25 protein-coding genes, 1 pseudogene and 1 CRISPR repeat array are annotated in these 26,201 nt (G+C 40.0%); of the genes and pseudogenes, 18 read left to right on the top strand and 8 right to left on the bottom strand.

What is annotated here, in order from left to right; all coding sequences use genetic code 11:
• Positions 1-564: a CRISPR direct-repeat array (repeat unit 36 nt; unit sequence GTCATAGTTCCCCTGAGGTTATTGCTGTGTTATGAT).
• A gap of 100 nt (positions 565-664) precedes the next feature.
• From cas2 to cas9, 3 genes are read right to left on the bottom strand one after another with little or no spacing between them, the layout of a single operon-like run.
• Complete coding sequence (cas2, locus tag CS060_RS10060; protein ID WP_035049529.1) at positions 665-973, bottom strand: CRISPR-associated endonuclease Cas2; 309 nt, start codon at positions 971-973, stop codon at positions 665-667.
• A gap of 4 nt (positions 974-977) precedes the next feature.
• Entirely contained in the window at positions 978-1,877 is a 900-nt protein-coding gene (gene cas1, locus CS060_RS10055) for a type II CRISPR-associated endonuclease Cas1 (RefSeq protein ID WP_035049489.1), read from the bottom strand.
• Positions 1,807-5,070 (bottom strand): type II CRISPR RNA-guided endonuclease Cas9, encoded by a 3,264-nt coding sequence (gene cas9 / locus CS060_RS10050; protein WP_099668921.1) that lies wholly within the window; start codon positions 5,068-5,070, stop codon positions 1,807-1,809. Before cas9 ends, cas1 begins: the two co-directional genes overlap by 71 nt.
• Positions 5,071-5,651: 581 nt before the next feature.
• Between cas9 and qoxA the strand changes: the two genes are divergently transcribed.
• The 6 genes from qoxA to CS060_RS10020 all read left to right on the top strand — a co-directional run bounded on the left by qoxA (position 5,652) and on the right by CS060_RS10020 (position 11,849).
• Complete coding sequence (qoxA, locus tag CS060_RS10045) at positions 5,652-6,623, top strand: cytochrome aa3 quinol oxidase subunit II (RefSeq protein ID WP_035049491.1); 972 nt, start codon at positions 5,652-5,654, stop codon at positions 6,621-6,623.
• A complete protein-coding gene (gene qoxB, locus CS060_RS10040; RefSeq protein WP_035049493.1) occupies positions 6,613-8,589 on the top strand; it encodes a cytochrome aa3 quinol oxidase subunit I in 1,977 nt (658 codons plus the stop codon). The genes qoxA and qoxB overlap by 11 nt, the downstream gene beginning before the upstream one ends.
• The gene (gene qoxC, locus CS060_RS10035; RefSeq protein WP_035049496.1) at positions 8,579-9,184 is read left to right on the top strand and encodes a cytochrome aa3 quinol oxidase subunit III; all 606 of its coding nucleotides are present in this window, start codon (positions 8,579-8,581) and stop codon (positions 9,182-9,184) included. The genes qoxB and qoxC overlap by 11 nt, the downstream gene beginning before the upstream one ends.
• The gene (gene qoxD, locus CS060_RS10030) at positions 9,185-9,484 is read left to right on the top strand and encodes a cytochrome aa3 quinol oxidase subunit IV (RefSeq protein ID WP_035049498.1); all 300 of its coding nucleotides are present in this window, start codon (positions 9,185-9,187) and stop codon (positions 9,482-9,484) included.
• Between the two features lie 101 nt (positions 9,485-9,585).
• The gene (locus CS060_RS10025; RefSeq protein ID WP_099668920.1) at positions 9,586-11,094 is read left to right on the top strand and encodes an HD-GYP domain-containing protein; all 1,509 of its coding nucleotides are present in this window, start codon (positions 9,586-9,588) and stop codon (positions 11,092-11,094) included.
• A 65-nt stretch (positions 11,095-11,159) separates the two neighbouring features.
• The gene (locus CS060_RS10020; protein WP_231563686.1) at positions 11,160-11,849 is read left to right on the top strand and encodes a cell division protein ZapB; all 690 of its coding nucleotides are present in this window, start codon (positions 11,160-11,162) and stop codon (positions 11,847-11,849) included.
• 38 nt (positions 11,850-11,887) lie between these two features.
• Here the strand turns inward: CS060_RS10020 and CS060_RS10015 are convergent, their stop codons facing one another.
• The 4 genes from CS060_RS10015 to CS060_RS10000 form a co-directional block, all read right to left on the bottom strand.
• A complete protein-coding gene (locus tag CS060_RS10015; protein WP_035049502.1) occupies positions 11,888-12,520 on the bottom strand; it encodes a PspA/IM30 family protein in 633 nt (210 codons plus the stop codon).
• 1 nt (position 12,521) lies between these two features.
• Positions 12,522-13,004: a hypothetical protein gene (locus tag CS060_RS10010; protein ID WP_035049505.1), complete on the bottom strand. Its 483-nt coding sequence runs from the start codon at positions 13,002-13,004 to the stop codon at positions 12,522-12,524.
• Between the two features lie 86 nt (positions 13,005-13,090).
• Positions 13,091-14,461 carry a sensor histidine kinase gene (locus CS060_RS10005; RefSeq protein ID WP_035049507.1) on the bottom strand — a complete coding sequence of 457 codons (1,371 nt, stop codon included), beginning with the start codon at positions 14,459-14,461 and terminating at the stop codon, positions 13,091-13,093.
• Positions 14,451-15,122, bottom strand: coding sequence for a response regulator transcription factor (locus CS060_RS10000; RefSeq protein ID WP_035049509.1), 672 nt, complete (start codon positions 15,120-15,122; stop codon positions 14,451-14,453). The genes CS060_RS10005 and CS060_RS10000 overlap by 11 nt, the downstream gene beginning before the upstream one ends.
• Positions 15,123-15,325: 203 nt before the next feature.
• Between CS060_RS10000 and CS060_RS09995 the strand changes: the two genes are divergently transcribed.
• The 12 genes and pseudogenes from CS060_RS09995 to CS060_RS09940 all read left to right on the top strand — a co-directional run bounded on the left by CS060_RS09995 (position 15,326) and on the right by CS060_RS09940 (position 25,748).
• On the top strand, positions 15,326-16,288 hold the full coding sequence (locus tag CS060_RS09995; protein ID WP_035049511.1) for an arsenic resistance protein: 963 nt from the start codon (positions 15,326-15,328) through the stop codon (positions 16,286-16,288).
• A gap of 17 nt (positions 16,289-16,305) precedes the next feature.
• The gene (locus tag CS060_RS09990) at positions 16,306-16,743 is read left to right on the top strand and encodes an OsmC family protein (RefSeq protein ID WP_035049513.1); all 438 of its coding nucleotides are present in this window, start codon (positions 16,306-16,308) and stop codon (positions 16,741-16,743) included.
• Positions 16,744-16,883: 140 nt separating this feature from the next.
• Positions 16,884-18,083: an FAD/NAD(P)-binding oxidoreductase gene (locus tag CS060_RS09985; protein WP_035049516.1), complete on the top strand. Its 1,200-nt coding sequence runs from the start codon at positions 16,884-16,886 to the stop codon at positions 18,081-18,083.
• A 12-nt stretch (positions 18,084-18,095) separates the two neighbouring features.
• Positions 18,096-18,620 carry a hypothetical protein gene (locus CS060_RS09980; protein WP_035049518.1) on the top strand — a complete coding sequence of 175 codons (525 nt, stop codon included), beginning with the start codon at positions 18,096-18,098 and terminating at the stop codon, positions 18,618-18,620.
• Positions 18,621-18,636: 16 nt separating this feature from the next.
• Positions 18,637-20,046, top strand: a complete 1,410-nt coding sequence (locus tag CS060_RS09975) for an MBL fold metallo-hydrolase (RefSeq protein ID WP_099668919.1) — start codon at positions 18,637-18,639, stop codon at positions 20,044-20,046.
• A gap of 66 nt (positions 20,047-20,112) precedes the next feature.
• Positions 20,113-21,132 (top strand): PAS domain-containing sensor histidine kinase, encoded by a 1,020-nt coding sequence (locus CS060_RS09970; protein WP_035049520.1) that lies wholly within the window; start codon positions 20,113-20,115, stop codon positions 21,130-21,132.
• Positions 21,113-21,745, top strand: a complete 633-nt coding sequence (locus tag CS060_RS09965) for a response regulator transcription factor (protein ID WP_035049522.1) — start codon at positions 21,113-21,115, stop codon at positions 21,743-21,745. Before CS060_RS09970 ends, CS060_RS09965 begins: the two co-directional genes overlap by 20 nt.
• Before the next feature lie 15 nt (positions 21,746-21,760).
• On the top strand, positions 21,761-22,549 hold the full coding sequence (locus CS060_RS09960) for a sulfite exporter TauE/SafE family protein (protein ID WP_035049525.1): 789 nt from the start codon (positions 21,761-21,763) through the stop codon (positions 22,547-22,549).
• A gap of 100 nt (positions 22,550-22,649) precedes the next feature.
• The gene (locus tag CS060_RS09955) at positions 22,650-23,576 is read left to right on the top strand and encodes a diacylglycerol kinase (RefSeq protein ID WP_035049526.1); all 927 of its coding nucleotides are present in this window, start codon (positions 22,650-22,652) and stop codon (positions 23,574-23,576) included.
• A 64-nt stretch (positions 23,577-23,640) separates the two neighbouring features.
• Positions 23,641-25,005, top strand: coding sequence for a 23S rRNA (uracil(1939)-C(5))-methyltransferase RlmD (gene rlmD / locus CS060_RS09950; RefSeq protein WP_099668918.1), 1,365 nt, complete (start codon positions 23,641-23,643; stop codon positions 25,003-25,005).
• A gap of 82 nt (positions 25,006-25,087) precedes the next feature.
• Positions 25,088-25,224: pseudogene (locus tag CS060_RS09945) on the top strand (IS1595 family transposase); the annotation flags it as partial.
• A gap of 56 nt (positions 25,225-25,280) precedes the next feature.
• The gene (locus tag CS060_RS09940; protein WP_099668917.1) at positions 25,281-25,748 is read left to right on the top strand and encodes a GNAT family N-acetyltransferase; all 468 of its coding nucleotides are present in this window, start codon (positions 25,281-25,283) and stop codon (positions 25,746-25,748) included.
• On the opposite strand, the gene CS060_RS09935 is transcribed toward CS060_RS09940, so the two are convergent.
• Positions 25,722-26,201 (bottom strand): IS630 family transposase (locus CS060_RS09935; protein WP_143269812.1); only part of this gene is annotated, 480 nt, incomplete at its 5' end. The two genes, CS060_RS09940 and CS060_RS09935, sit on opposite strands and share 27 nt — an antisense overlap.

Raw genomic sequence — 26,201 nt, 5'->3', positions numbered from 1 at the left:
GTCATAGTTCCCCTGAGGTTATTGCTGTGTTATGATCAGAAAGGGTTGGAAGGTGATTCGATGAAGGTCATAGTTCCCCTGAGGTTATTGCTGTGTTATGATCCAAATTCATGTTTTAAGAACCCGCTGATAGTCATAGTTCCCCTGAGGTTATTGCTGTGTTATGATATCATTTAACGTCTTACTGATCCGCGTATTGTCATAGTTCCCCTGAGGTTATTGCTGTGTTATGATTGGTGGTGATATGCCTAATAACGAATTAAAGTCATAGTTCCCCTGAGGTTATTGCTGTGTTATGATCAGAAAGGGTTGGAAGGTGATTCGATGAAGGTCATAGTTCCCCTGAGGTTATTGCTGTGTTATGATCCAAATTCATGTTTTAAGAACCCGCTGATAGTCATAGTTCCCCTGAGGTTATTGCTGTGTTATGATATCATTTAACGTCTTACTGATCCGCGTATTGTCATAGTTCCCCTGAGGTTATTGCTGTGTTATGATTGGTGGTGATATGCCTAATAACGAATTAAAGTCATAGTTCCCCTGAGGTTATTGCTGTGTTATGATACGTGTATCAAAAAGCCTGTAATATGAACGATTACAGGCTTTTTGATCGTTTTAAAAAAACGAGAGAAGGAGGGGGACGAGTTATCCTCCATCTGTTTTTTTAAAAAAGTGACAGTTGCGTTGTTGTAATTGTTTTTTCTTTTGTAGTAGGTTCTCCTAAGAGAAATTGCATTTTTGCATATTGTTTTTCTGTTACGATCATTGCCCGTATTGATCCTTTCGGTGGCAAGTTTCTTTTCAGCCTATTAAGATGTTTATCAGCAGATTCATGTCCATTGCAAATCCGACTATATACGGAAAACTGTAACATATCATATCCTTCGTTCAATAAAAATGTACGAAATTGTCTGTAGTGCCGTTTCTCCCGATTAGTGACGACAGGTAAGTCAAAAAACACAAGTAATCTCATAAACTTACTCATAGGTGTGTATTTGAATAGGAAGAAGTTCCGGCAATTTTAAAAACGAAGGTTTTTCGTTTCGACTAGCTGTTACGAAGCTCTTCACCATCTCTTCAACAGCGTTGATGACTGTTAGTTTCTCTTTATCCATTAGTATATCCGCATTTACTAAATTATATAAGTCGGCTCGAATGGAAGATGAAAATTCGTCATCTTCTTGAATATGTTGTGCTACGTGTAAATCAACAAGTGGGCGAAGAACTTCCATAAAATCATCTGCCAAATTAAACTTATTTAATTCATTGTCATGATAAATTCCTATACATGGAAAAAATCCGTAGTTGACTAATGATCTAGCGACAATTCCTCTCATAATGGCATATCCGTAGTTTAACGCAATATTAATTGTGTTATCATTTCGTCGATTAAAACCATCTCCGAACAAGTAACGAAAGTATTTTTTTGCTCCATATGCTTCACGATTAGTTGTGTCCCCAGAATCAACCGTTTTACTTATACGATACAGATCGTCAGCACCATCTTTACTTAAAAACTCTAAACATTTTCCTTGATTTGTTAACTTCTGTGTAACAATTTGTTGCCATATTCTTTTCTTAAACGGTTTCGTGTAAGCGTACTGCATTTGCAGCACGCTTAGTTGGCGAGAATGCTTTTGAAATGTGCTTAATAGTCCGTTTGGAAGTCGTTTTTGATCACATGTAAATAAAGCAATATTATATTCGGCCATTTTGCTCAATGTTGCAGCAGTAATTGTTACGACATGTTCCTCGATGATTATGGAACATAGGTCTTCTAAAGGAATGGAAACTGTATCTTCTTGCTCAATGACTAATTGATTGTAACGAATGGACAACTTGCTCGGCTTTCTGATCATGACGTGACGCCAACCCAACCCTCTTTTCTCCTTTCACTTTGTAGATGTTTCCTAATACATCTACTTGGTATTTCTCGAATCGTTTGAGGGTTTTTGAACCGACACCGCGTAAGGAAAAACTTTGATCATGGCTAATCAAATCTAACCCACCGTTTGCAGAGTCAATTGTTTTGAAGTATGCGAAAATATCTTTAATCTTTATTTCTTTTCCTAACGAATTTTTAATGGTCTTCTCTTTCGGTAATTCGATTCGCACAAGATCATTAGGATAAAGGCTAAATTGGAAAGAGTATTCCGCGGTCATTTCCTTCCATTCAGAATATGGCTTGTTTGCTTCAATCGCCTTATTCGGTAAAACCCCTTTCAAGATGTCCATGGTGTAAACTGGAACACAATAAAACTTCCCATCTTTTTCAAAAACATCGGTGCGAACGATATTGCTATTGTAAGCGACTGTTTTCCCTTCGTCTAAATGAACAACTAGGTTTTTGATATCAACAATTTTCACAGTACGAATGATTGGACCAGGTTCTCCATTTTTCTTTGGTTTATATAACGGTTGTTGAAATGCTTTCTTTGGATCGTTTCCATGTTCAAGAAGACGTTGGCGGATTGCTTCATACGTCCGCGGATCGCTTTCCTTTCCGTACATCGGAAAGTGACCATCGGCATCTAGTTTAATATCTGTGAGTTTTTTTTTCACTGCTGTTTGAATTTTTCCTTTTTTTTCGTTGACACCTACGTAACGTCTCAAAGTTTCTTCGTGGGCAGGTCCTGTGACGCTTCTTTTTGGCATCCGTGAAACAAAAACCGATTTTAACGATTCGAGTTTGTTACTATCATAATTTCCAAGGTTTAAAGCTTTTATACTTTCTTTTGGAAATTTTGACAATCTTGCCTTCAACTCATCAGAAAAAAACGGCCAAGGTTGTGGGAAGAACGGTTCCTTTTTCTTAGCGAGTTCTTTATGTTGCTCGCGATCTTTATAAAAGTTAGTAATTTTTTCGATCATTGAAGGGGAAGCGCAAGCAACGATGACTGCGTCCGCTGCATGATGTAAGTCGGATTGTTCACGATTTTTGTTGAAATCCCATCGGCTACGAAGATGGGCGGTAATTTTTCCGTTGACAGTATATACTTTTTGTTTTTTGTCTTCATCGGCAAACTTCAAGTGTTCTTTTACGAAATTAGCGAAAAAACGTGAAATATATCTTGTGTCATTTAAATTTCGCTCTTTGAATTCTTGTTCTTCTGCTTCTTGATAATGTAAGCGAAGCAAATTTCTTTTTTTCGCTTTTGAAAATTGCTTGTTCGTCAAAACAAAGTTCTCGAACTTTTGCCAGCGAGCTGTTCCGAATCCTAAATACTCAGCTGGTGTGCGGTTCCCTTTTTGACGGTTTTCTTTTGTTAACACGAGCGCTTTGTTAGCATAGCTATCATCTAAACTACGGCTATAAGGTAAAATATGGTCAATTTCAACATATCCATTTTCAAGTAGGCGATCTAACTCAATTCTTTCTAAGGAGTACATACATTGACCATTTTGTTCACTCCATAGCTTAAATTTCACAATATCCAAGCCGGTTGGATTTCTCGTTAAACCATACTCTACTAATTGCTTAATAGCTGTTTCGTTTTTCTTACGATTCTTTTCTTGAGCTGTTTGTATTTTTTGTCTTTCGTCGCTCGAATGCGATAACTCTCTAGCTAATTCGATGTGGATGGATACAGGTGATCCATATTTTTTGATAATTGCGTTAACGACTTTACGTGTTTGGGTTAAAGCTCTCATAACAACTGGATTTGCGATGTTAGGAATGTTAGGTAATAAAACTGTTTTTTCCTTTCTTTTTGGGCCAGTAAAGTTATATCCTGCAAGTTCGCATGCTTTGGAATATATTTCTCCATCTCTCATGTAAGGTAGTATGTTTCGGATTGCTTTCAGCGATAAATGACCAAACTTGGAAAACGATAAATGAAGCAATTGCTCAATTAGAGCCGCATCATAGACTTTGTTAGTTAAATTACAAGTTCTTTTTCCATCAGCACGTATATACTCGTTCTGTAAGTACGAATAAATATCTTCGTCGCTTTTGAAAATTGTAAGAGCATAGCCGAACGTGTCAAAGTCATCGTCTGAAAACATTGTTAATGCTTCTTTTCCATAAACTTGTTCAAGACATTTGCGAATTTTATGATAAGCATCTAGCTCGAGGAAACGAATATTTTCTGTCTTTTTTAATGGTTGATCAGCATCGTACATGAGACCTTTAAATTTTACGTCATCTTGCAAATCGAGTAATTTACGGATGTCACAATATGTTACTTTATTTTCCGAAAAAGCTTGTTTGTAAACTAAATGTCTTTCTTCATCTGTTAACATCCTTATTCCTTCTTGGGAAACTAGTCTTAGCTTGTTGATATGTTCCCATGCAACAAATGATTGAAATGTATAAGTGGCTTTTGGAGCACGTTTTTCTTTTGATTCAAACGTACAAAAACCGACTTTTTTTTCAATATCATCTTTTGAGGCAAAAGGTCTTTGCGATGACCAAATATGCAAATATTTTTTCTCGAATTGTTCAGTGCAAACAGGATTATGAAATTCGCGTTGTTTACTAAAAATGTATTGAATCTCTTGCTCTAAGTTATCGCGAGCGATCATGTTTGAATAGTCTTCCGATTTATTACGTTTATGGAATTTAAATTTTTCATCATGGACAATCATATCAGCTACAGTTCGATAGTGGCTTAAAATGGACTGATTCTCTTCAACTTTTTTTAAAATAACACTATTCTCGTTTGTGTTACGATCACTTTTTCGATTAGACTTAAATCCACGACGTTTAGCAAGGTGCAAGAGCACACGAGCAAGCTCGTCGTTATTTAATTTTCGTTCCAACGCATCAACACGCAACTGCCATACATCAACTAAATGGCGGTTTTTGAATAAGTTGTCGATTTCGTTTTTCGTTAAAACACCTTCACGGACTAAAAGACGGCGAATACGTTCTAATCGATGTTTTCTTCGGCGTAATCTTCTTCGTGTAGAGCGTGCGATTCGTCGTGGTAGGGAAAGAGGTTTGCCATCCGTTTGCTCAGCTTTATCAAAAATACGTACCCCAAGATCTTCAATTCTGTTTTCATCGAGGTTAATAATAGCCCATCCGACTGAAGTAATACCTATGTCTAATCCTATTTTATATCTCATGTGTTTTCCCTCCTTGTGTAATAAAAAAGACCTCAGCGTTCTGCCGAGGTCTGAGTTTGTAATGAAATGGGGAGTGCCCTTAAAGGGCTATAGGCGATCCCCAACGCCACGGGTCATCTACTCCCTGAAAAGTAGAAGCCCTTATCATAGTAACCCTGAGATCGTTGCTGTGGTACGATCCTATATACATAATAAAGGATTTTATTGAAAATTTCAACATAAAATTCTATAAATTAGTTATTTTTTATTTTTGAACAAATTTCGAAAAAAATTTAACGAAAATGTGACAAGAATTCAGATGAACAACCGATTTCTTTTTCTATTTCCATGTATTATGTAAAAGATAGCGCTTTTCTCTCTCGTTTTTAGAGGTTGAGAAAAGTGTTTTTCTTTTTGTCAATCGATTTGCTGCTTATTTTCCCTGCGATGCAGTTTCTTCCTTCCTTTTTTCGTCACAATTATTTTTACAATACATGTTAAAATCATTTCAATAGTGTTAATACTACAAAGCTAATTAAATTCGTTCGTTTTGTATTTGTTTCTTTGTTCAATGAATCACAATTTTGTTGAGGTGAAGACAGATGAAGCGCTTGTTTGCCTTAGTTATAGCGGGATTGCTTCCGCTTCTTGGTGGCTGTGAGATGGTTGTGTTTCAGCCGCAAGGACCAGCTGCACGAAGTATTACAGAACTAATTAACTGGTCGATTTGGTGGATGCTTCTCGTTGTTGTCGTTGTATTTGCATTGTTTGCTTACATCGTATGGAAATATCGGGATCGCCCTGAGCGGCAAGGGGAAGAACCGCCTGAAGAGCATGGAAGCACGGTGCTTGAAATTGTATGGACCGTTATTCCGATTTTGATCGTCATCGCACTAACGATTCCGACAATGAGAACGTTATATGATTTAGAAAAACCGCCAAAAGGGTATGAAGATCAAAAGCCGCTTGTCATTCATGTCACGTCAGCGGATTGGAAATGGATTTTTAGCTACCCTGAACAAAATATTGAAACGGTAAACTACGTTAACATTCCAGCAGGTCGCCTTGTATTATTTAAAATGACTTCCGCGTCTACGATGCAGTCGTTTTGGGTACCGGCATTAGCTGGACAAAAATATACGATGAACAAAATGGAGACAGAATTGTACGTCGTCGCCGATCGTCCAGGGTCGTATGAAGGACGAAATACAAACTTTAATGGACGTGGGTATGCGCATATGCAGTTTGAAGTGTTAGCGCAAACGTCGAAAGAGTTTGACAAATGGGTGCAAGAAGTAAAACAAAAGGCGCCGAATTTAACGAAAGAACAATATGAGGAACTGTTGTTGCCGACACATTTAGGACGTCTAACATTTATAGGGACACATTTACAATGGGTGAATCATGCTGATCCGCATTCGAAGACGTACACAAATCCTGAGTTGTATAGAGGTCATGGATATCAAGGAAAAATTTTTATTCGTGAAGATAACTATAAAAGCTCATCAACTTGTAACGATGATGAACAAAAAGCTTTAGAGAGTGATAGCGGAGGTGAACATCATGGGCATTAAGTGGAATGAAATATTTGTTGGAGGAGATCCGCTTCTTGTCGGTTCACAAATTGCGATTGTATTGACTGTCGTTGCGATTGTCGTTGGATTAACGTACTTTAAAAAATGGGGTTGGTTATGGCGCGAATGGCTAACAACCGTCGACCATAAAAAGATCGGGATTATGTACATTTTATCTGGTGTACTTATGTTTTTCCGCGGTGGCATGGACGGATTGTTAATGAAGGCGCAAACGGCTCGACCAGAAATGAATTTTTTAGACGCACAACATTACAACGAAATTTTCACAACACATGGCGTCATTATGATCTTATTTATGGCGATGCCGTTTTTGATCGGTTTAATGAACGTCGTCGTTCCTTTACAAATTGGGGCGCGCGATGTGGCGTTTCCGCAGTTGAACGCACTTAGCTTTTGGTTATTTTTTAGTGGGGCGATGTTATTTAACATTTCGTTCGTTGTTGGGGGCTCACCAGATGCAGGATGGACGTCGTATTTCCCTCTTGCTGGAAAAGAATTTAGCCCAGGAATTGGAAATAACTACTATGCGATTGCGCTGCAAATTGCAGGTCTTGGGACGTTAATGACCGGCATTAACTTTATCGTGACGATTTTAAAAATGCGTGCGCCTGGCATGACATTGATGAAAATGCCGATGTTTACATGGACAACATTCATTACATCAATCATTATCGTCGCAGCGTTCCCGATTTTTACAGTTGCCTTAGCTTTAATGACGTTTGACCGTTTGTACGGAACGCATTTCTTTACGCTTTCTTCAGGCGGAAGCGATATGCTTTGGGCAAACTTGTTCTGGCTTTGGGGGCATCCAGAAGTGTATATCGTTATTTTGCCGGCGTTCGGTATTTTTTCAGAAGTGATTGCGACGTTTTCACGGAAGACGTTGTTCGGATATACATCGATGGTCGTTTCGATCGTTGGTATTGCGTTTTTAAGTATGATCGTATGGGTGCACCATTTTTACACGATGGATGCAGGCCCTGCGGTAAACTCGTTTTTCTCGATTACAACGATGCTCATCGCTGTTCCGACAGGGGTGAAAATTTTTAACTGGCTGTTTACGATGCGAAAAGGGCGCATTCAATTTACAACTGCCATGTTATGGGCGCTCGCTTTCGTGCCAAACTTCGTCATCGGTGGCGTGACAGGGGTTATGTTAGCGATGGCGGCTGCGGACTTTCAATACCATAACACGTTGTTTTTAGTCGCTCACTTCCATTACGTATTAATTCCAGGTGTTGTGTTTGCGGTATTTGCAGGATTGTATTATTGGTGGCCAAAGATGTTTGGTTTTATGTTAAATGAAAAACTTGGCAAATATCATTTTTGGCTATTTACAATTGGATTTAACGTGACGTTTATGCCGATGTTTTTCCTTGGTTTAAAAGGAGCAGTTCGTCGCGCTTATACGTATTCAGCAGAATCCGGCTTTGCGCCGCTGTTTCTCGTATCTGCGATCGGCTCGATCATTTTGGCGATCGGCTTTGCGGTATTTTGTTATAACATTTATTGGAGCTTCCGTTATGCGAAGCGCAATGTGTTCCACGATCCATGGGATGCACGTACGCTTGAATGGATGACGGCATCTCCAGTTCAGTTTTATAATTTTGCGGTCGTTCCAGAAGTGAAACAATTAGATGCGTTTTGGCATATGAAAAAACGTGGAGAAACGCTTACATTGAAAGAAAGCGACATCAAAAAAATTCATATGCCAAGTAATTCGGGATTGCCGTTTTATATGGCGGTTGTGTTTGGGATTACAGGTTTCTTCCTCGTCTTTGAAGCACATATCGCGGCAGCTGTTGCGGCAATTGGAATTGTCGTTGGGCTTATTATTCGTTCGTTTGATTATAATGACGGCTATTATGTAAGTGTCGATGAAATTAAGGAAACAGAGCGGACGTGGAGAAACGTAGAAGGGGGGACGGAAAACCATGTCGGCTAACATCAATCATTCGCTTCCACTAGAATATCAGACGGAACAAAACCGATTAAATATTTTAGGTTTTTGGGTTTTTCTTGGGGCAGAAATTGTGCTGTTTGCGACGTTGTTTGCTGTTTATGGGGTGTTAGGTCACCGCTATGCCGGTGGCCCAACGCCGAGCGACATTTTTAAGCTCAATGACGTGCTTATTGAAACGTTGTTGTTGTTGACAAGTAGTTTTACATGCGGTTTGGCAGTGTTTTTCATGCGACAACGTAATATGAAGCAATTGCTCGTTTGGTTTATCATTACCCTTTTGTTAGGGGCAGGCTTTTTGTTTATGGAAATTCGTGAGTTTATTCATTACGTGCATGAAGGGGCGACGATGCAAACGAGCGCGTTTTTATCAAGCTTTTTCGTCTTGCTTGGTACGCACGGCGCGCATGTGACGTTTGGAATCATTTGGGCGATTATGCTCATTATTCAACTTCTTCAACGCGGTTTGACGCCAGTTACCGCAAGAAAAATGTTTATCATTAGTTTATATTGGCATTTCCTTGACGTTGTCTGGATTTTCATTTTCACATTTGTGTATTTAAAAGGGATGGTGGGGTAAATGGAGCATAAAAGCAAATATCCCGTTAGCCACGTTGTTGGATTTTTATTTTCGCTCGTTTTAACGTTTGTTGCGGTATTTGTGGCATTGAAAATGAATGTATCGTATACGATCGTTATGTGGATTATTGGTTCGCTTGCTGTTCTTCAAGCTGGTCTTCAACTATTTATGTTCATGCACGTAACAGAAGGAGAAGACGGAAAAACGAACGTTATTAATATGGCTTATGCGGCGTTTGTTGCGATTGTCATTGTCGCAGGATCGATTTGGGTGTTAACATCGGGGCATGCGGCGCATTAAAACAACTGGTTATACGCCAGTTGTTTTTGTATATACATGTACACCTCCCTATTTTTCACCATTCTTGTTATAATGAAAAAGAATAGGGAGGAGGGACGGGTATGCGCATGTTTGAAGAAACGCTAAAGAAATTGTTTATGAATTACACAATTGGTTCGATTTTAGCGGTTGTCGGCGTCGGTAGCACGTTAATGGTGATGGCGCTGAACATTCGGCAAGTAGATTTACTCATGTTGTTTCTTATTCAATTTTTTTCCTTTTGTATTATGTTATTTATCGAATATCGTGCCTTTCAAAAAGATATTTACCCGATTCGTCTTATTTTTTCTGAAACGAAAGTAACGGAAGAACAATTTTATTGGGCGCTTGTCCAAGCGAAGCGCTTTCCGTTGTTGACGGTAAGACGTATCGCGCTTCCACATTTTTTAGGGCTTTCGATTCCAGCTGTTGCGATGACAGTTTCACTTATTTTTATCGATGTGCTGCGCATTCCGTATATGTATGTTGTTTATGCATTATTTGGCGCTTTGCTCATCGCCATGCTTCATGCGATGATTGAGTTTTTTTTAACGTTGCGCACGATGCGTCCGCTTATTCGCGATATGATGCAAATAGGGAGAATGCACGGATTTCATGAAGCGATTCGAGCGACAAATGTCGTATATGTGCCGATGAAAGTAAAAATAGGATTAAGTGTACTATTTATCGGTATTTTCCCAGTTTTATTATTTGTGTTAGCGACAGAAGTGAAGTTGTTTGCGGAGGGGAAAAACACATTTTCAGGTTATTGGACGTGGACGATCGTTGTATTAGTCATTTCCATTTTGTTTTCTTTATTTGCGGCCCGTGTATTATCGGAAGATGTAGAGCGAAGCATTGAAGATTTGCTTCAGTATATGAGCCGCGTGCAAAGAAAAGAGTATGACCTAATGTGCGATAACGTTTATATTGATGAATTTTCCGAGCTCACAAACGGCTTTAACCATATGGTTGATGCGATTGTTGAACGGGATGAGAAAAATAAGCAATTATTGAACAGTTTTATCACAGTGATGACGACGGCACTCGATGCTCGCGATGAATATACAGCAGGTCATTCGCAACGCGTTGCCGTATATGCTGTAGAGATTGGTAAGCGACTGGGGATGACAGTTGAACAGCTCGCTCGTTTATATCGATCCGCTATTTTGCATGACATCGGAAAAATCGGAATTCCTGACCATATTTTATTAAAAGACGGAAAGTTAACAGATGAAGAATTTACGTGGATTAAAAAACATCCGATACTCGGTGAAAATATTATTCGCCAAGTACAGCCGATTGAAGAAGTACAAGATTTGCTTCCAGGCATTCGGTCGCATCATGAGCGAATCGATGGAAAAGGGTATCCAGATGGTCTAAAAGGGGAGGATATCCCACTTTTTGGACGCATTATAGCGGTCGCAGATGCGTTTGATGCGATGACGTCTGATCGTCCATATCGAAAAGGAATGCATATAGAAAAAGCAACTTCGATTTTGTTAGAAGGTCGAGGAACGCAATGGGATGCACAAATGGTCGACTGTTTCATCGCTTTTTTGCAAGAGAGAGAACAAGAAAAAGTGAGTTAGATGCCGATATGAAGGCATCTATTTTTGTTTGTAGGTGATATACTAAAAGAAAAGGATGTGAGATCGTGAAACAATGGATTGTAGTGTTTATCATTTTACTTGTTGGTTGTACAGCCCAGCAAGACGGATCGAATGTCAAACAGTTAGAGCAAACAATTGCAAAACAACAAACGACGATTGATCAATTACAAGAAAAAAATGAACAGCTTCAAAAAGAAAATGAGCAATTAAAAAGCGAGGCAAAACAAGTCCATTCGTCTTCACTTTTATCTGTTGCTTTAGACGTGGTAGCGGCGTTAAAAAATAAAGATATGAACGCTCTTGCATCTTATGTTCATTCTACAGCTGGCGTACGTTTCAGTCCATACGGGCATGTTGATGTTCAAAACGATTTGCAGTTTTCAGCTTCTCAGCTTCCTTCTCTTTGGAATTCGACGCAAGTATATCAGTGGGGAGCATATGACGGTTCAGGTGATCCGATTCAGTTGACTTTCCAAGACTATTTCGATCGCTTCGTCTATGATGTTGATTTTGCGAATCCGCATATGATCGGAAACAATGTTGTTGTTGGCACAGGAAATATGATCAACAACATTCAACAAGCATATCCGAACGGATCACTTATCGAATATCATTTCACAGGTTTTGATCCACAATATAGCGGGATGGACTGGAGAAGTTTGCGCCTCGTTTTTGAACAAGAAAACGGTCAGTGGAAACTTGTCGGTATCATTCATGATGAATGGACGACATAACATATGCAAAAGGTGTCCGGATAGGGACACCTTTTGTATTACTCACCTTTTAGTTGTTTCAGTTGTTGTTCGACTTCTATATCAAATGATTGAGGGGGCATTGTTTGAATGACTGAGCGAGCTTTTGCTTCTGCTTCAAGTAACATTACTTTTTCTTCCATACGTGCGAAGCCTTTTACGATATGATCGTAACGGAAAGACGTGATCGCCTCATCCATTTGTTTCATCGTTTCAGCGACATAAAAGCGCGTCATTAATTGCATTTGTTTCAATTTTAATTGCTCGTACGTTTCGTACAGTTGTTTCACTTTTTCTGTTAAAGCAGTTGTTTTTTCTTTTAATGTGTTGTATTGTTGCGTATATAGTTCTAGTTTTTTTTCATAGGCGATTTTTTCTTGAAGGGCCATTTTTGCGATTGGCTCTTCATTTTTTTCAACGGCTAGTTTTGCTTGACGGGACCGTTTTTCAATCATTTCTTTTGCATCTGCGATGAGACGCTCATATTTTTGTTCTAACATGAATTGATGGGCAAGTGCTTGTTGTGCTTGTTCAAGATGCTCTTCTAGTTCACGAATGTATTGTTTTGTCATGCGAATCGGATCTTCACATTTGTCAATGATGTCATGTATGTCAGCAAGAACGACATGTTTTACGCGTTTAAAAATGCCCATATCACTTTTCCTCCTTTTGGATTGTTTTTTCCCATTCATCTAAAAAGCTATGGTTTTGAATAGGTGGAACGAATGGTTCAAATTCAGTTGCTGACTTTGTCTTTCCTCTAAATAAAATGTAAGCGGCAACGATCGCCAAAACAGCAAGTAACGCTTTCGGTAAAAGTGCGATCAACCCGATTGCCATCAGCGCACCGCCAATCCACTTCCCACCGCCGTGCGTCGTTTTCCAAACGATCCACCCGATAATGAGAAGTGCGAGTTGAATGAGAAAAGGGATCCATCCGAACATTGGCATGCCGTGTGGTCGCATCATTTGTGGACCATGGTGACCGAATGCTCGGTGATGTTTACCCATTCCCATCATGTGTTCTGCCGGCATTCGTCCGCTCCAACCGATGTGCATGAAATAAGTAGCGATGTGCGCGAATACGGCGACGATAACTAGTCCACCGATCAAGAAGAAAATCGTTCGTTTTTTCACATCTATCACCTCCTTCGTTATTTACAGTTTGAATTGTACAAGCGAAAAGAGAAAATTAGGTGAAAAATAAAAAAAACGTGCAACATTTATGCACGTTCATTCGGAAAAGTAATAGTGAATGTTGTTCCTTTGCCAACTTCGCTCTCTACGTGAATGTTTCCTTTGTGTGCTTCGACAATCCATTTTGCGATGGAAAGCCCAAGTCCGTGTCCGCCAATTTGTCGTGTCCGCGCTTTATCTGCGCGATAAAATCGGTCAAAAATGTGGGGAAGATGCTCAGGAGCAATTCCAATACCTGTATCAGACACAGACATCGTTACTACTTTTCGTTGTTTTATTACGTGTTGAGCCAACGATAGGGAAACTGTTCCGCCTTCTGGTGTATATTTGATGGCGTTATCAAGCAAAATGTACAACAATTGCGTACATTTGTCCTCGTCCCCAACAAATTCAATTTGTTCAGACGCATGAAACTGAAGCATAATGTTCTTTTTATTTGCAAGCTCTTGTAACGACTGTAACGTACGTTCTGCACATGTCCGCAAATCAAACGGTTTTTTTTCAATTTGAATTTTCGCATCGTCTGTGCGTGCAAGGGTGAGAAGGTTATTAATGAGCTTTGTCATTCGTTTCGTTTCGTCTCCTAGACGTTCAATCGTTTTTTGGCTGAATGGATCGGACGTTAATGACGCATCCATTTTCAACGCTTCGACAGATGAATAAATGACGCTAAGTGGGGTCCTTAGTTCATGGGAAGCGTCCGCCACAAATTGACGTTGCCGATTGTATGCGTCTTGAATCGGAACGAGCGCCCGTTTTGACATGAAATAACTAAAGGCAATAGCGACAGCGATAAATAAGACGCCTAGACTAAGCAAAATAAATGTCGACCATTTGAGCAAGCGAAACATGCTTGTCGCATCCATCCCAACGTATAAAATGCCGATAAGTTGTCGGTCAACAATTACTGGGCGGGCAGCCGTTAATATTTTTAATTCATTTGCACGGAATCGTTTCAATTCGTGCTGATGGTGAGGGATATGAATGTCTACATATCTTAATTCATTTTTTTCTGGCGTCCACGGTTGAAGCGTCGAAAGGAGCAGCGGCCGCAATCCTTTATTTATTTCATCCCCCATCATCAATCGTCCACGTGTATCAACGACGTAAAAAAATAGTTGATCTTCACTTAAAAATATGACGTTTTGATCGCTAGACCACCCGATAAACGATTGCTCTTCTAGCATGTTTTCAATCGTTTGACCTTCTTGTTCGGCGAGCGTGCGAATGCGTCGCTCTTGGTCATTTGTCATGACGGTATGAATAAGGAAAGAAACAACCGCGATAAAGATGGCTAAAAAAGCGATGAGAATACCGCTATATGTGGCAGTTAATCGCCATTGTGTGCGGCGAAACATATCGGAATGATGAAAAAAAGATCGTATACTATTTTTCAATGGTATATCCCACCCCGCGCACCGTTTTAATGAGCTGCTGTTGTTCATCGCCAATTTTTTTACGCAATAGCTTAACGGTTGCGTCAATCGTTTTCATCGATACGTCCGCATCGTATCCCCAAATGCGATCAAGAATAATGTCGCGCGTTAAAACACGACCTCTATTTTGCAATAATAAATCAAGTAGTTGAAATTCACGTGGAGTTAATATCATTTGCTCTCCGTTTTTCGTCAATGTATGACTTGTGCGATTCACTTCAAATTCTCCCCAGCGAACAATTTCTTCTTGAATCGGTGCGAACGTGCGCCGGGACAATGCTTTTAGCCGCGCCATGAGCTCGTCGATTTCAAACGGTTTTACTAAATAATCGTCCGCTCCTGCTTCTAACCCTTCAACGCGATCTTGAACCGCATCTTTCGCGGTTAACATTAAAATCGCTCCGTGATAACCATTTTTTCTTAAACGTTGACATACGCTCACCCCATCGCCATTTGGCAACATCCAATCTAAAATAATGACATCATAAAATGAAGCGAGGGCATAATCGTAGGCATCTTCTCCTTCCTGTACCCAATCAACATGTTCGACACCTTTTTTCTTTAATAAGTGGACAATGAGTTCACCTAAATATATATCGTCTTCAGCAAGCAACACTCTCATCCTCATCACCTTTTTTCTTTCATCATATCAAATGTTGATGAAAAATGAGTGAAAACATCATAAAGGAACAAAAAAGGGGAAATATAAAATTGTGAAAACGATATCAATGTGGCAAGTTTGTGAAAAAGGTTGCAAACTTCTTTTATACCCCTTATAGTATAAATATAGATACCTTATAGGGTATGTAAGAAAGGGGGACATGGATGAAAAAATTATATTTTTTCCCACAAAAATATTTACTTGTTAGCGTTCCAGCAACGTTGTTACTTGGATTTACCGTTGGAACATTTGTCGATACAAGTTTTTTAAAGTCCACTATTTTATTTGCGACAATCGTTATGATTTATGCGACGATGGTTGGTTTTAAATGGAAGGAATTAGCTCATCTAAAAGAAAAGAAAATATTATTTGCTTCTACTGTTATTAACTTTGTTACGATCCCATTTGTTGCTTTTCTCATCGGAAAGACGTTATTGCACAACCATCCGACTATGTTTGCGGGACTTGCGTTGTCGGCATTACTACCAACAAGTGGTATGACGATCTCATGGACGGCCATTCAAAAAGGAAATATGGCGGCAGCGGTAAAATTGACGGTATTTGGTTTAATTCTCGGTTCGTTACTAACACCATGGTATTTGCTTGTGATGGTCGGAAAATACGTTGATATTAATGTCATGGAAACGTTCCGTACGATTTTGCTCGTTGTGTTTATACCGATGATTCTCGGGCATGTCACATTTAAATGGCTAATGAGAACATATACGCCAGAGCAATTTCAAAAACAAGTAAAGCCAAACTTTGCGCCATTAAGTATATGGGCCATGTTGTATGTAGTATTTGTCAGCATTAGCATGCGAGCAAAAATGATTGTATCGAATTTACAGCTTATTGTCATCGCATTGGCAGTATTGTTACTTTTCTATTTTATTAACTATGTAATTAGCACATTTGTGGCGAAACAGTTTTTTAACCGTGAAGACGGAATTGCACTTGTGAATGGAACAGTCTTACGTAATTTATCTATTGCAATTGGCTTAGCCGCAACATCTTTTGGTGCGGAAGCAGCGCTCATTGTCACTCTCGCTTTTATCGTTCAGCAACAATCGATTGCTTACTATGGAAAAATAGCAAGTAAATATTGGTTTAAGCCAAAAAACAACTAAGAAGGGAGTTGTTGATCATGAATAAAATGGCATTTATCGTTCAAGCAACAGTAGAAGGAGTTACAACATATGTGAAAGCAGGGAAACATGAGTTCGTCATTGACGAAGCAAAACAAATGGGTGGTCGAGATTTAGGAGCTAATCCGCTTCAGATGGTTCTTGGAGCGCTTGCTGCCTGTGAAAATGTTACTGCGCGTGTTGTTGCAAAAGAAATGAATTTTGATTTACAAGACATGACATTTGTAGTAAAAGGTCAAATAGATCCACGTGGATTTATGGGTGATCCATCTGCTCGTCCTTATTTTGAAAGTGTGTCAGTTGAAGTGGCTGTAAAAACGAATGAAAATGAAGAGCGTGTTCAACAACTAAAAGAGAAAGTGGAAGCACGTTGCCCTGTATATACGATGGTTAAAGCAGCAGGCGTACAAATGAATGATCAATGGTATAAAGCGTAGTCGAGCGGTGTTTACCGCTCTTTTTTTATGCCACAAAAAGATAAGGGAAATCCCCTATGGGTATATAAGTTAACAATATATACAATGTAATTAAGTTAAGAAAACAAAATTGAAAGCGGATACAAAAGGAGAGATGAACGATGGCGAACGTGTATGATGTAAAAATAGCAATTGTTGGAGCGGGTTCAGCAGGGATTTCCATTGCAGCACGTCTGTTAAGAAAAAATCGTCAATTACATGGACAAGTGCTGCTTATTGATCCATCAGATAAACATTATTATCAACCACTTTGGACGCTTGTTGGTGGCGGAGCAGCTAAAGTTGAAGATTCTGTTCGCGAGCAAGCATCCCTTATCCCAGACGGAGCGAAATGGTTGAAAGAAGCGGTCGATATGTTCTCTCCAGAAAATAATATGTTAAAAACGAAAGAAGGTTCAACCGTTCGTTACGACTATTTAGTTGTTGCAGCAGGTGTTGAAATTTATTGGGATCAAATTAAAGGACTGAAAGAAACGATCGGCAAAAATGGCGTTTGCAGTAACTATTCATACGACTATGTGCAAAGCACATGGGAAAACATTCGCAATTTCCGCGGTGGCAACGCGATTTTTACACAACCGAGCACACAGGTGAAATGTGGCGGTGCACCTCAAAAAATTATGTATTTAGCTGACGATTATTTCCGCCAATCTGGTGTACGAGACAAAACGAACATTATTTTCGCTTCAGGGTTGCCAAACATTTTCGCAGTAAAACGATATGCTGACACACTTGAACAAGTCATTCAACGGAAAAATATTGAAACAAAATATCGTGTCGAATTAGTTGAAATTGATGGTGAAGCAAAAAAAGCAACATTTGAACATCTCGATACGAATGAACGTTTTACATTAAGTTTCGATATGATTCACGTGACGCCGCCAATGGGACCTCCAGCGTTTATTAAGAAAAGTCCATTAGCGGATGCGGCAGGATGGGTCGATGTCGATCCGTATACATTGCAACATAAAACGTATGAAAATGTATTTGGTGCAGGTGATTGCACAAACTTACCGACGTCAAAAACAGGGGCTGCGATTCGAAAACAAGCGCCAGTTGTCGCTGAAAATTTATTAGCACATATGAACGGAAAACCGTTAAAAGCTCGTTACGATGGTTACACATCATGCCCGCTCGTAACTGGTTATAATAAGCTCGTTTTAGCAGAGTTTGATTATGATAAAAATCCACAAGAAACGTTCCCATTCGATCAATCAAAAGAGCGGTTAAGTATGTATATTATGAAACGAAACTTATTACCGATCGTCTATTGGAACGGCATGCTAAAAGGACTTATGTAGAGGGGGGAGAGTATGTTACAACTAATTGAAAATGAAGAACAACAAGAGGCACTTCGTTATTTTATTGAAAAACTCCCACAACTAAAAGAAGTAATGGAATCGGTAGAAGAAAAAATCGCAGTTGTTCAGCATGTAATGAACGATAAACAGTCGCTTGAAGCGTTGTTTACAGAATTTGAAGAAAAAGCGACACCATTTCGATTGACAAAAGAGCACATTGAAGCGCTCGCAACGCTCATTCAACTATTGCCGACGCTCGTTCAATGGTTGCAAAAAGCAGAAGAGTTCATTTCGTTTGCGACAAGTGTCATAAACGATCGTGAGTCGTTGGCATATGCGATAGAAGGAGCAAAAGACATTGTTCCAATTGAAAAAGGATTAAACATTTTAAAAGAAACAAATGAACGTTTTCAACGTGAACGGGACTCATCGCATGTATCACTATTACGCATGTACCGTTTGTTAAAACACCCATTGATTCAAGATGGGGTGAAATATATAGAAACGCTACTTGATGTAGCAAGCAAACATAAATAATTTGGAGGGGATGTATATGTTATTTCGTTCATTTTTCGATGAGCAATTAGCGCACATGTCTTACTTAGTTGGATGCCAACGTACAGGAGAAGCGATCGTTATCGATCCAGGTCGCAATGTGGATTGGTATATCGACACAGCGAAAAAAGAAGGCTTGCAAATTGTTGCTGCAACAGAAACACACATTCATGCGGACTTTGTTTCAGGAGCGAAAGAACTAGCCAAACGTTGTGGGGCAAAACTTTATTTATCTGATGAAGGAGATGCGAACTGGAAATACCAATATTTAGATGAAGTCGATTACGAACTTGTGAAAGAAGGAAGCGTTTTTACAGTTGGTAATGTGGAGTTTAAAGTGCTTCATACACCAGGTCATACACCAGAACATATTTCGTTCATTTTAACAGATAAAGGTGGTGGCTCAACAGAGCCGATGGGTATTTTCACAGGTGACTTCGTTTTCGTCGGTGACATCGGTCGTCCAGACTTACTTGAAAAAGCGGCAGGAGTTGCTGGCACAGCAGATGTTGGCGCTCGTCAAATGTTCCAATCTTTGAAAAAATTCAAAGCGCTCCCAGATTACTTGCAAGTATGGCCAGCACACGGAGCAGGAAGTGCATGCGGAAAAGCGCTTGGAGCTGTTCCCGTTTCAACCGTTGGATATGAAAAACTGAACAACTGGGCGTTGAAAATTGAAGATGAAGAAGAGTTTGTGAAACTATTACTTACAGGTCAACCAGAGCCACCAAAATATTTTGCGATGATGAAGAAAGTAAACAAAATTGGGCCTGCGTATTTAAATGACGAAGAAGTACAAGCATTACAAACGATCGAACAACTCAACGAATATAAAGCAAACGGAGCATTTATTTTAGATGTCCGTCCGTCTCAAGAGTTTGCGAAGGCACATTATGCAGGGGCAATCAACATTCCGTTTAACAAGTCATTTACAAACTGGGCAGGTTGGTTAATTAACTATGACCAAGATATTGTGTTAATCGCCAATCAAGAAGATGTACAAACGATTCGCAAGGCGCTTGCTTATATCGGGTTAGATCGCGTTGTAGCATACATTGAGCCATCCGTTGCCTTAAGCGGCGAAGTGGAAAGCTACGAAGAAATCGACGTTCATCAACTACAACAATATTTAAAAGACGACCGCTATCATCTCGTTGATGTACGCAACCAAGCAGAATGGGATGAAGGATATATTGAAGGTGCACAACATATGATGCTTGGTACGCTTGCGGATCGTTTACATGAGCTCCCAGAAGGAAAAACGTATATTGTTCAATGCCGTTCAGGTGCGCGTTCAGCAATTGGCGCAAGCATTTTGCAAGCGAAAGGATTGAAACAAGTACTTAACTTAAAAGGCGGATATTTAGCGTGGACGAGAGAAAAGCTTCCGGTTGTGAAGCAATCATAAGGGCTGACGTTGTCAGTCCTTTCTTTTCATCTTACTCCTCTCCTATAATGAAAGAGAGGTGAGAGCATGCAATTTTTAGATAAAATTTTCGCATACATTCAAGACGGAATTATTGTCATGGACCATGAACGAACGATCGTCGAAATGAATCCGGCTGCGAAGCGGCTGACCGGTTGGCAACTTGGCGAAAAAGTGCCGTATTGCTCGTTTTGTCAGGAGCGCGATGTGAAAGAAGGAGAAGAGCGATGCTATTTAATTTCAACAGAAGAAGTGCCGTATTTTTTATCGGAAATGCCGACATATCACGGACAATTAATCGATGTAGAAATGAGCACAGCGCTTATTTTTGAACAAGACGATGCGAAATATTATTTGCTCGTTTTGCGCGACCAAACGGCGAAGAAAAAAGAGGAAGAAGCGCGGCGCTCAAAATGGATGGTGAAAAAATTAACTGAAGCAAAAGAGGAAGAACATAAACGTCTAGCACAAGAATTGCATGACGGCGTCGGCCAATCGCTCTACAGCATCTCCATCGCATTAGATAATATTATTCAACGCGTACAAGATGAAAGGCTACATGCATATGTCAAAGAAGTGCGTGAAGAACTTGGACGTGTCATGGAGGATGTGAAGCTTTACGCCCAACAACTTCGTCCGAAAAGCTTAGATGCACTTGGATTGATCCCGACGATTCAATCGCTTATTCATTCGCTTCAATCCAAAATGCCAAATACGTCATTTTCATTTCAAACGAACGTATACACACGATTATCACCAACGATGGAAATTAATTTATATCGCATCATTCAAGAGGCGTTGCATAACGTTATGAAATATGCTAAAGCAACAGAGGTGCGTGTTTTGATTGAACAAACGGAACGAGAACTACTCGTGTCTGTTGAAGATAATGGTGTTGGTTTTCACGTTGAAGATAAGCGCGAGGGACTTGGGCTAAAACATATTCAAGAACGCGTTTTTCATCTTGGGGGAGAAACGACGATTACATCTGCACCGATGAAAGGAACGACCATTTTTGTACGCGTACCGTTAGAGGAGGGCGGAGAGGATGAAAGTGTTAATCGTTGATGATCATGATTTAATTCGTAAAGGTATTCGTCTGCTTCTTGAAAGCTTTCCTGATGTGGAAGTCATCGGGGAGGCAAGCAACGGTTGCGATGCGATTACGCTAGCGTTGAAACACCATCCAGATGTCATTTTGCTCGATCTTTCGATGCCGACAGGGCTTGATGGATTTACAACTGCAAAAACGATCATGGATGAATTAGAAGATGTGAAAATTATCGTTTTAACGATGCATGATGAAGAAATATATGTGCAAAAAGCGATTCAATATAACATTCATGGCTATCTGTTAAAAAATAGCCAAACGAACGACTTACACGAAGCGTTGCAAGCTGTATATCGCGGCAAACGTTTTTATCGTACGCACGTTCCTGACGAACGTCTTGAAAAAATGTTTGCAGAAAAACAGCCAAAATCCCCGCTCACAAATCGTGAACGAGAAATCGTTCGTCTCACGTTTTTAGGATATACGAACAATCAAATCGCAAATAAGTTAAAAATTAGCCCGAAAACGGTGGAAAATCATAAAACGAACATTATGCAAAAGCTCGGCATTAAAGAAAAACATGAGCTCATCCAATACGCCTTAAAAAATCATATTGCGGATTTAGTGTAAAGGGGGCGTTTCATGATGGAATATACATTTTCCTATTTGCTTGTTCTTTTTCTTATTGGGGCAATCGGCTCCATTTTATCAGGGATGGTTGGCATCGGTGGCTCAGTCATTAAATATCCAATGCTTTTATACATTCCACCTCTCTTTGGCTTGACTGCTTTTACCGCGCAAGAAGTGTCCGCCATTAGTGCGGTGCAAGTATTTTTCTCGACACTTGCCGCTCTTGTCGTGTTTAAAAAAGGGGGATATGTATCGGGTCGGCTCGTTGGCTACATGGGAACAGCCATTGTCATTGGCAGCTTCATTGGTGGATACGGTTCAAAGTTTTTAGCCGATGAGACAATTAATGTTGTATATGCCATTTTAGCTTCGATTGCAGCCGTATTAATGTTTTTCCCAAAACCAAAAGGAAGCGAAGAAGTATCAGCAGAGCAACTCACATTTAACCGTTTATATGCAGTCGTGCTATCATTTATCGTCGGAGTTGCTTCTGGCATTGTTGGGGCGGCAGGAGCGTTTATTATTGTACCGATTATGCTTGTCATTTTAAAAGTGCCAACGCGCATTGCGATTGGTTCATCGGTGGCCATTACGTTCATTTCATCGATCGGGGCGACGATTGGAAAAGTGATGGGCGGACATATGCTTCTCGTTCCATCGCTCATAATGGTTATTGCTAGTTTACTAGCTGCTCCAATTGGAGCGAAACTAAGTCAAAAAATAAATACGAAAGTACTCGAATACATTTTGCTTGTATTAATTGTAGCGACTGTGATAAAAATTTGGTATGAAATGTTTGCGTAAGCTGGCTCATTTGAGTCGGCTTTCTTTTGTTCGTTGCAACGGTCATGAAAATTTGGTATGATGTTAAATAGTGGAAAAATAAAGAAATAGGATGATGAGGATGAAACGAGCACGTATTATTTATAACCCGACGTCAGGAAGGGAAATATTTAAAAAACATTTGCCTGATGTACTGATTCGACTTGAACAAGCAGGATATGAAACGTCATGTCATGCGACAACAGGGGCAGGGGATGCGACAGAGGCGGCAAGAAAAGCGGTAGAACGCGAATTTGATCTCGTCATTGCTGCAGGCGGAGATGGAACGATTAACGAAGTAGTCAACGGGCTAGCTGATGCAACGTATCGCCCGAATCTTGGCATTATTCCAGTCGGTACGACGAACGATTTTGCCCGAGCGATCGGTGTACCACGCTCGATTGAAGGCGCATGTGATGTCATCGTAAACGGTGAAGCCGTGCCGATTGATATCGGTGCAGTAACGAACGAAGGAAAAACACATTATTTCATTAACATTGCAGGTGGTGGACGTTTAACCGAGCTAACGTATGAAGTGCCAAGCAAATTAAAAACGATGATTGGCCAACTCGCCTACTATTTAAAAGGAATTGAAATGCTTCCTTCCCTCCATCCTGTTCACGTAAAAATTGAGTATGACGGAAAAATGTTTGAAGGTGCCGTCATGCTGTTTCTCGTTTCGCTTACGAACTCGGTCGGTGGTTTTGAAAAATTAGCACCTGATTCATCGTTAAACGATGGTATGTTTGATTTGATTATTTTAAAAGAAACGAACTTAGCAGAGTTTATTAAAATTGCAACGCTCGCACTACGCGGTGAGCATATTCACGATCCGCACATCATTTATACGAAAGCAAATCGAGTCAAAGTATATACAGAAGAAAATATGCAGCTTAATTTAGATGGAGAATATGGTGGCATGCTTCCAGGGGAGTTTGTCAATTTGTATCGCCACATAAACGTATTTGTTCCGAAAGAAAAAGCTGAACAAATGAGAACAGGGGAGTAAGCCTGTTCTTTTTTGTTCGACTATGCTACAATCTTGACAGCATTTTGCGGAAGGGGAAAGAAACATGGAGGCACCTGTTGCAAAAAACGAGTATTACGATGTCATCTTTGAAGATTTAACACATGACGGAGCAGGCGTGGCAAAAATTGATGGCTTTCCAATTTTCGTTCCGAATGGTTTACCTGGCGAAAAAGCAAAAGTGAAAGTTATCAAAGTAAAAAAAGGCTACGGCTACGGTCGTTTAATTGAATTATATGAGCCAAGCGCAGATCGCGTAGAGGCACCGTGTACGGTTTATAAGCAATGCGGGGGCTGTCAGCTACAGCACCTTAGCTATGAAGGACAATTGAAAGCGAAACATAAACATGTAAAAGAAGTACTTGCCCGCATCGGGAAAATTGAAGATGTCACGGTCCATCCCGTTCTGGGGATGAACGACCCGTGGCGATATCGAAACAAAGCGCAAGTGCCCGTCGGTGAACGCGAAGGTGGACTTGTCGCAGGTTTTTATAAGGAAAGAAGCCATGACATTATTGATATGGACGCCTGTTTGATCCAACAAGAAATGAACGATATTGTCGTTCAGACGGTCAAACAAATTTGCGAGCAATACAACATTCCAGCTTATAATGAACAGACGCATAAAGGGCTTCTCCGTCATATTATGGCTCGCTATGGAGCGACAACGAAAGAAGTAATGGTCGTTTTGATTACGCGTACGGAAGAGATACCACATAAGAAGAAAGTCGTTGAGGAGATTGTAAAACGTATACCAAACGTGAAGTCGATTGTACAAAATATTAACCCGAAACGAACAAATGTCATTATGGGAGAACAGACTCGCGTCCTTTGGGGTTCTGAATATATTTATGATTATATCGGCGACATTCGGTTTGCGATTTCTGCTCGCTCGTTTTATCAAGTAAACCCAGAACAAACGAAAGTGTTGTATGAAAAAGCGCTCGAATATGCGGAGTTGACAGGCAGAGAAATGGTCATTGACGCTTACTGTGGCATTGGAACGATTTCGCTCTTTTTAGCGAAAAACGCAAAAAAAGTATACGGGGTCGAAATCGTTCCCGAAGCGATTGAAGACGCGAAACGGAACGCTGAACTAAACGGCATGACGAATGTGGAATTTGCCATCGGAGAGGCGGAAGTCGTCATTCCGAAATGGTACGAGCAAGGAGTAAAAGCAGACTGTATTGTCGTCGACCCACCGCGCAAAGGCTGTGACGAATCGTTATTGCAAACGATCATTGCCATGAAACCGAAACGTGTAGTGTACGTTTCCTGCAACCCAGCTACCCTCGCCCGTGACTTGCGCATGTTAGAAGACGGTGGCTATAAAACGCTCGAAGTCCAACCGGTCGACATGTTCCCGCACACTGTGCATGTGGAGTGTTGTGCGTTGCTTATAAAAAAATAAATATTTGGAAAAGCTCGTTTTTGAAAATCAATGAAACGGGCTTTTCCTATATCCTTTACGCATTAAAAAAATTATTTGCAAACTTTTTTGGTTCTTATTTGTAGATAGCCGCAGTAACGAAAATATCAAGCAACATATAAAAGGCTTGTACTTACATCATTTGTATTTGAAATGACAGAAACTTTCGAAAGTCTTCGTCTATCTAAGTTCAGTGCGTAAAAATGTCATTAACGGGCAATCGACTTTATAAATATTGGGAGAGGAGAACTTAATTTATGGGAATTAGAAAACCAAACGATTTGGAATATAAAAAGATTTTATCACTTTCACCACAAGCATTATTGGAAGGTACATTGGGCGAAGCAAAAACGTCAGATGAAAAAGTCAAACAACTTATTGAACCATTATTGCAGAAAGGAAGCTATTATTTGATAGCAACTGAAGGCGATAATCTAATGGGTTGGATTCTTATAGGAAAAAGTAAAGACCAATTTACTGAAAAGATATATGGATTTATTTATGAATTGTTTGTGTTAGAGGAATTTAGGGGAAATGGAATTTCAAAACAATTGGTGGAAGCAGGTATCGAACATCTTAAACAAGATGGTTATTCAGAGATTCGCTTAAGTGTATATGCAGGAAGTCAAGCGATTAAACTGTACGAAAAATTAGGATTCAAAAGTATATACATCCAAATTGAAATTTTAACCTCTGGTTCACACAGCACACCCGATGCGGCGTAACACCTCATCTGGGTGCTGTAAGACGTATTGTTCAAAACGAGCAATGGACTGGGCAATATCATTTTGATCTTTATGCAGGACGTTGGCGATGACTTCGTCTTTCAGCCACTTCCATAACCGTTCAATCGGATTCAAATGTGGGGAATACGGTGGCAGAAAAATAAAGTGAAAGGCGTTGCCTTCCTCTCCATCCAGAAAAGCTTGCACCATGTTGGCATGATGAATACGCGCATTGTCCAACACAAGCACGATGAATCGATCCGCATATTTCTCTTTCAACAACCGTAAAAAGTCGAGGAACGTTTCAGCATTGGCGGATGATGCGCGATGAAACAAGACATCGCCTTGTTGCACATCGACTGCGCCAAAAATGGACACGTGAGCGTGGTGACCGTAGTTTGGCACTTGTTTTTGATTCCCTACTTCTGCCCATGTCGTACGAAGCGCTTGATA

This window comes from Anoxybacillus flavithermus (assembly GCF_002742685.1).
GTDB classification, from domain to species: domain Bacteria; phylum Bacillota; class Bacilli; order Bacillales; family Anoxybacillaceae; genus Anoxybacillus; species Anoxybacillus flavithermus_E.
The sequence above is the reverse complement of the archived record's forward strand: the minus strand, read 5'-3'. Positions and strand labels throughout refer to the sequence as shown.